This is a genomic window from Saccharopolyspora sp. (genome assembly GCF_017434145.1).
Taxonomy (GTDB): Bacteria; Actinomycetota; Actinomycetes; order Mycobacteriales; family Pseudonocardiaceae; genus Saccharopolyspora_C; species Saccharopolyspora_C galaxeae.
In genome coordinates this window covers 1-5984 of the sequence record NZ_JAFRFW010000607.1, presented here as the reverse complement: position 1 = coordinate 5984, position 5984 = coordinate 1, and the positions used below count along the sequence as shown (strand labels likewise).

7 protein-coding genes are annotated in these 5984 nt (G+C 69.5%); 3 read left to right on the top strand and 4 right to left on the bottom strand.

What is annotated here, in order from left to right; genetic code table 11:
• Nucleotides 1–123, bottom strand: a 123-nt coding sequence (locus tag IJH84_RS29315; RefSeq protein ID WP_367269039.1) for a DUF6507 family protein, incomplete at its 3' end; no start/stop codon positions are given.
• Nucleotides 124–497: 374 nt separating this feature from the next.
• On the opposite strand from IJH84_RS29315, the gene IJH84_RS16755 reads away from it, so the two are divergent.
• Entirely contained in the window at nucleotides 498–1340 is an 843-nt protein-coding gene (locus IJH84_RS16755; RefSeq protein ID WP_295146054.1) for an MBL fold metallo-hydrolase, read from the top strand.
• 16 nt (nucleotides 1341–1356) lie between these two features.
• Here IJH84_RS16755 and IJH84_RS16750 read toward each other — a convergent pair whose 3' ends face one another.
• Together IJH84_RS16750 and IJH84_RS16745 are read right to left on the bottom strand one after the other, a co-directional pair.
• Entirely contained in the window at nucleotides 1357–1680 is a 324-nt protein-coding gene (locus IJH84_RS16750; protein ID WP_295146052.1) for a branched-chain amino acid transporter permease, read from the bottom strand.
• Nucleotides 1673–2392: an AzlC family ABC transporter permease gene (locus IJH84_RS16745; protein ID WP_200070476.1), complete on the bottom strand. Its 720-nt coding sequence runs from the start codon at nucleotides 2390–2392 to the stop codon at nucleotides 1673–1675. The genes IJH84_RS16750 and IJH84_RS16745 overlap by 8 nt, the downstream gene beginning before the upstream one ends.
• Nucleotides 2393–2455: 63 nt before the next feature.
• Between IJH84_RS16745 and IJH84_RS16740 the strand changes: the two genes are divergently transcribed.
• Nucleotides 2456–2911 carry an Lrp/AsnC family transcriptional regulator gene (locus IJH84_RS16740; RefSeq protein WP_200070475.1) on the top strand — a complete coding sequence of 152 codons (456 nt, stop codon included), beginning with the start codon at nucleotides 2456–2458 and terminating at the stop codon, nucleotides 2909–2911.
• A 170-nt stretch (nucleotides 2912–3081) separates the two neighbouring features.
• On the opposite strand, the gene IJH84_RS16735 is transcribed toward IJH84_RS16740, so the two are convergent.
• Nucleotides 3082–4116: an alcohol dehydrogenase catalytic domain-containing protein gene (locus IJH84_RS16735; protein WP_295146048.1), complete on the bottom strand. Its 1035-nt coding sequence runs from the start codon at nucleotides 4114–4116 to the stop codon at nucleotides 3082–3084.
• A 311-nt stretch (nucleotides 4117–4427) separates the two neighbouring features.
• Here IJH84_RS16735 and IJH84_RS16730 point away from each other — a divergent pair.
• Nucleotides 4428–5984 (top strand): acyl-CoA synthetase (locus IJH84_RS16730; protein WP_295146046.1); only part of this gene is annotated, 1557 nt, incomplete at its 3' end.

Below are 5984 nucleotides of genomic sequence, written 5' to 3'. Positions count from 1 at the left end.
TTGCCCGGCCGCGCCCTCGATCTCCGAGCGCATCGCGGCCACATGCGAGTCGAACTCCGAGGCGGTACTCGCGGTCCGCGCCAGCACACCCCGGACCTGCTCGGGGTGAATGTCCCACTCCACGCCTGCAAACCCCCTACGACCAACCAACCCCGCAGCGAGACACAGTCAGCCGATGCCCTGCACCGACGACCGCTCCCGCGAGATCGCGGTGGTCGATCTCCACGGCGAGATCCGCCAACGACACACCTCGCGAACACCATAACGATCAGGCAGTGCGCCGTGGGCCGGTTGCGCCAACATCGCGTGCCGCATCGCCACCCGGGTTCGTCGGCGCGGATCGGCCTGAGCGAGCGTGCCGCCGGCCCGGCAGGAAGCGGCGACCGGCCCGTTCACTCCGTATCCGACCAGCGGCGTCGGCGCGCTGTTTGCGGGACGGTTCCGGCCGGGTAGGCCGAGCCGAGTCAGCAGGGTTCGGCGGAGTGAGGGGTGTAGTCGTGCACGCACCGTTGGCGTTGCCGGTGGGAGGTTCCGCCGACTTCAGCGAGGGCAGCGTCCACTTCATCGGGAACGCCACCACGCTGATCCGCTACGGCGGGTTCACGATCCTCACCGACCCCGCCTTCCTGCACCAAGGCGATCACGTGCACCTCGGCCACGGCATGTACGCCCGGCGCGAAGTCGAACCGTCCTGCCAGATCGCCGATCTTCCGGAGCTGGACTTCATCGTGCTCTCGCACCACCACGGCGATCATTTCGACGATGTGGCCGCTGCCGAACTGGACCCGGGTACGCCCATCATCAGCACCGGACACGCGGTCGGCCTGCTTTCCGAGCAGGGCTTCACCGCGGGCCACGCGCTGGACACCTGGCAATCCCAGCTGGTGACGAAGGGGGATGCGCAAGTGCGCGTCACCGCGATGCCCGCCAAGCACGATCCGGATGCGGTGGCCGGGATGCTGCCGCCCACGATGGGCAGCGTGCTGGACTTCGGGCGCGGCGACGCGGCGGATTTCCGGCTCTACATCAGCGGGGACACGTTGCTGCACGATCGGCTGCACGACATCCCGCAGCGGTTTCCCGGGATCGACCTGGCGCTGGTGCACGCGGGCGGGACCACACTGCTGGGCATCGTGGTCACCATGACCGGCGAACAAGCCGTCCGGGCCGTGGAGATCGTAGAACCCCGGGTCGCCGTGCCCATCCATTACAACGACTTCTCCGTGTTCCAGTCCGGACTGGACGACATCAAGACAGCCGCGGCGGAATCCGCGACAGCGGCGGAATTCCGCTACCTCAGCCACGGCGAGACCTACCGCTTCCGCCCGATCGCTCCGTGATCGAGGCTGCGCGTGATCAGCCGAGGGTGCTGGCCAGGACGACGTGCACCACGGTTCCGGCGAGGATGCTCAGCAGCGGATTGCGGCGCCACAGGTGCAGGCCGATGGTGACCGCCAGCGCCACCAGCGGGATCAGCGAAGACGGCTCGGACGGCGCGAGGTCGGGCAGCGAGTAGACGAGCAGGATCAGCATGACCCCGGCGGGCATCCTGGTGCTCAGGAAGTGCACGACCGGGCTGGCACGCAGCTGGGACAGCGCCGCGAACGGCAGCGCGCGCAGACCCCAGGTGACCGCGGCGGAAACGGCCACGGCGGCGAGCAGATAACCGGTTTCAGGCATGGCGGGTCCTGGCGAGGTAGCGGGCCACGAGCCCGGCGGTGAACAGGGTGAACGCGACCGGCAGCAGCTGGCCGGGCGTGACCAGCCGGGCCACGAGTGCACTGAGCAGGGCCAGCAGCGGAGTCGGCAGGTCGCCCCGGCTGGAGCGCACGCCGTCGATCGCGAGCACGGCGAACAGCGCGGTCATCGCGAAGTCCATCCCGGTGACGCCGTCGGGGATGAACGAGCCGAGCAGCGCGCCCGCGGTCGCTGCGCCCACCCAATACAGGTGCGTGAACCCCTGCAGCCACAGGATGTGCGCACCGGTCCAGTCGCGGGCGTGTTCGGTCGTGGTCAGCGCATACGCCTCGTCGGTCAGCGCGAAGGTGCTGTAGGTCTTGCCGAGGCGGCCCCGGACCCGGTGCAGCGGGAACGACAACGCGTAGAACACGTGCCGGAGGTTGACCAGCAACGCGGTCAGCGCGATCGACGACAGCGGCGCCGCGGCCGTGACCAGGCCGACGAGCAGGAACTCGAACGATCCGGCGTAGATGAGCGCGGCGCACGCGGTGGCCCACCACCACGCCAGCCCCGAATGGCTCAGCAGCACGCCGAACGCGAGCCCGATCGGCACGAGCCCGAGCCCGACCGAGCCGGAATCCTTGAGCGCGGCCAAGGCTTCCGGTGTTCTCGACGGGCGGTCGGGGTCCCTGATGACGACCGGAGTGCTCATGCGGGGAATTTTAGGAGAAAACCCGCGTCATATGGTTTCCTGATATGCCGCTACACTCGCCCTGTGAGCAATGCTATCGACCTGGACCCGACCGACCGTGAAATTTTGTTCCACCTGCGTCAGGACGGTCGGCTGACCAACGTCGAACTGGCCAAGCGGGTGGGGCTGACACCGCCGCCGTGCCTGCGCCGGGTCAAGCGGCTGGAAGAATCCGGGGTGATCAGCGGGTACCGGGCGGTCATCGACCCGGACGCCCTCGGTCGCGGATTGGAAGTGCTGATCGAGGTCGAGGTCTACGCCACCGACCTGAAGACCATCGAGGCTTTCGAGGACACCGTGTCCGGCTACGAAGAGGTCATCGAATTCCGCAAGTTGTTCGGCCGCCCCGACTACTTCCTCCGCGTCGCGGTGGCCGATCACGCCGCCTACGAGGCGTTTCAGACCGGCAAGCTCAGCGGTCTGTCCGGCGTCCTGCGGATCACGTCGCACCTGACCATGAAGAAGATCAAGGACGGCTGAGCGCCTGTGGTCGAGCTCGTTCAGCGCAGACAACCGGCAGCAGAGCCGAACTCGGGCAAGCGCTGAGAACACGGACCGCTCGACCGCAGTCCGATGTGGACCCCGCCGCTACGGCGAGCGTTCTCGCGGCGCGATGTCCACGTGGCAGCGGGCACCGCGCCGCGGGCGGATCAGGGCTGCACGAGGACCTTCAGCGCCTCCCGGTCGGCCATCGCCCGGTAGCCCGCGGGGACGTCGTCGAGACCGACGGTCCGGTCGAACACCTGGCCCGGCTGGACCCTGCCGATGAGCACGTCGGGCAGCAGGTCCTCCATGTAGGCGCGGGCGGGTGCGACACCGCCGGTGAGCGTGATGTTGCGGAAGAACGTGCCCGCGCCCATCGGCACCTGCTCGTACTGCGGCGCACCGACCCGGCTGACCACACCGCCGTCCCGGACCACCTCGAGCGCGGTCTCCAGCGCCGGTTCCAAGCCCACGCATTCCAGCACGGTGTGCGTGCCGTCGCCGTCGGTCAGGTCGCGCACCCGCGCGGCGCCCTCCGCGCCCCGCTCCGCGACGACGTCGGTGGCGCCGAACTCGCGGCCGAGGTCGGTGCGGTCGGTGTGCCTGCCCATCAGCACGATCCGCTCGGCGCCGAGCCGCTTGGCCGCCAGCACCGCGCAGAGCCCGACCGCGCCGTCGCCGATCACGGTCACCGACGTGCGCGGCCCGACTCCCGCGGTCACGGCGCTGTGGTGGCCGGTGGGGAACACATCGGACAGCGTCAGCAGCGAGGGCAGCAGCTCCGAATCCTCACCGACCGGCAGCTTCACCAACGTGCCTTGAGCTTGCGGGACGCGCACGGCCTCGCCCTGACAACCGTCCACATCGCCCACGCCCCACATTCCGCCGTGGCGGCAGGAGGTTTGCAGGCCCTCGGCGCAGAAGTCGCAGGTGTTGTCCGCCCATACGAACGGCGATACGACCACGTCTCCAGCCTTGAGCCCGGTGACGTCCGAGCCGGTCTCTTCGACGACGCCGAGGACTTCGTGCCCGATGCGCTCGCCCTGCTGCGAAGGTCCCATCGACCCGTACGGCCACAGGTCGCTGCCGCAGATGCAGGAGCGCAGCACCCGCACGACGGCGTCGGTGGGCTCGTGCAGCTTCGGGTCCGGCACGTGTTCCACTCGCACGTCACCGGCACCGTGAATCACAGTCGCTCGCATTGCAGCTCTTCCAATCCAACGAGAGTCCTTCCGCGCGGCATACCCGCTGCGCGGTCCGGTCATTACCGGCCCGGCGCGGTGTCCCGGCAGGCTCGATCCCTGCGGAGCGCGGCCGCCGGTCCCGGCGCGCGGCACCGGCAATGCAACAGGTGCGGGCGGGGATGTGGGAGGGCCTGTCGAGCCGGGTAACGCCGGAACCCCCACTGCCTTGCCCCCGGGCGGCACTGTCCGATGTAGTGGCAGCGACATCATCGTCGGATCGGTGCCGCAGCGTCGCGGGAAGGCGGGGTCCCAGCATGGCCGGAGACAGCATGGCCGAAGACGAGTCCGTGGCGCGCGCACGCCAGCACGCGATCGGCGATCTCCTGCACCGGACCGCCCGGCGCAACCCGCACAAGCTCGCCGTGGTGGCCGGTGAGCAGCGGTTCAGCTACGCGGAGTTCGACGCCGCGGTGAACCGGACCGCGCACGCGCTGGCCGAGCGCGGGCTGGTCAAGGGCGACCGGCTGGCGCTGCTGAGCCGCAATTCGTGGCAGTTCGCGGTGATCGCGTTCGCCACCGCGAAGCTGGGCGTGGTGCTGGTGCCGATCAACTTCATGCTCACCGCCGACGAGATCGCCTACATCCTCGGCCATTCCGGGGCCGGCGGCGTGATCGTCGAGGATTCGCTGGGCACCACGGCCGAGCAGGCGCTGCACCAGGCCGATGTCCGCGGTGGCGTCCGCGGCTGGATCCCGCTCGGCGGCCAGGACCCGTCGCCCGGGTGGGAAAGCGTGGACCCCTGGTGGCAGGACGGCCCGGCGCACGCCCCCGACGTGCTCATCGCCGATGACGACCCGCTGCGCCTGATGTACACCTCGGGCACCGAGTCGCGGCCGAAGGGCGCGATGCTCAGCAGCCGCTCGCTGATCGCGCAGTACGTCAGCTGCATCGTCGACGGCGGCATGAGCGCCGACGACGTCGAGGTGCACGCGCTGCCGATGTTCCACTGCGCGCAGCTGGACTGCTTCTTCTCCACCGACGTCTACCTCGGCGCGACCAACGTCATCCTGCCCGGCCCCGACCCGGCGGCGCTGCTGGCGACGATCGAGCGGGAGCGGGTCACCAAGCTGTTCTGCCCGCCTACCGCGTGGATCTCGCTGCTGCGCCACCCGGATTTCGACAAGACGGATCTGTCCAGTCTGCGCAAGGGTTACTACGGCGCGTCGCCGATGCCGGTGGAGATCCTGCGGGAGCTGCGGGAGCGGTTGCCCGGCGTGGCGCTGTGGAACTTCTACGGGCAGACCGAGATGGCCCCGCTGGCCACGATCCTGCGCCCGCACGAGCAGCTGGAACAGGCGGGCAGCGCGGGTGTCGCGGCGACCAATGTGGAGACTCGGATCGTCGACGAGCGCGACGAACCCGTCGCACCCGGCGAGGTCGGGGAGATCGTGCACCGCAGCCCCCATGCCGCGCTGGGCTACTACGACGACCCGGACAAGACCGCGGAGGTCTTCCGCAACGGCTGGTTCCACACCGGCGACCTCGGCACCTTGACCGCGGACGGCTACCTCTCGGTGGTCGACCGGAAGAAGGACATGATCAAAACCGGCGGGGAGAACGTCGCCAGCCGCGAAGTGGAGGAGGCCGTCTACGAACTCGCCGGGGTGGCCGAGGTCGCGGTGTTCGGCATCGCCCACCCGCGTTGGGTCGAGGCGGTCACCGCGGTCGTGGTGCTCAAGGACGGCGTCGCGCTCACCGGCGAGGACGTCCGCACGCACCTTTCCGGCAGGCTGGCCGGGTTCAAGCGGCCGAAGTACGTCGTGTTCACCGATGCGCTGCCGAAGAACCCCAGCGGCAAGATCCTGAAACGGCAGCTGCGCACCGAT

Bases quoted from the DNA above. Each gene is read 5' to 3' on its own strand.
- IJH84_RS16750 (WP_295146052.1), bottom strand. From the start codon at position 1,680: ATGCCTGAAACCGGTTATCTGCTCGCCGCCGTGGCCGTTTCCGCCGCG.
- IJH84_RS16735 (WP_295146048.1), bottom strand. From the start codon at position 4,116: ATGCGAGCGACTGTGATTCACGGTGCCGGTGACGTGCGAGTGGAACAC.
- IJH84_RS16745 (WP_200070476.1), bottom strand. From the start codon at position 2,392: ATGAGCACTCCGGTCGTCATCAGGGACCCCGACCGCCCGTCGAGAACA.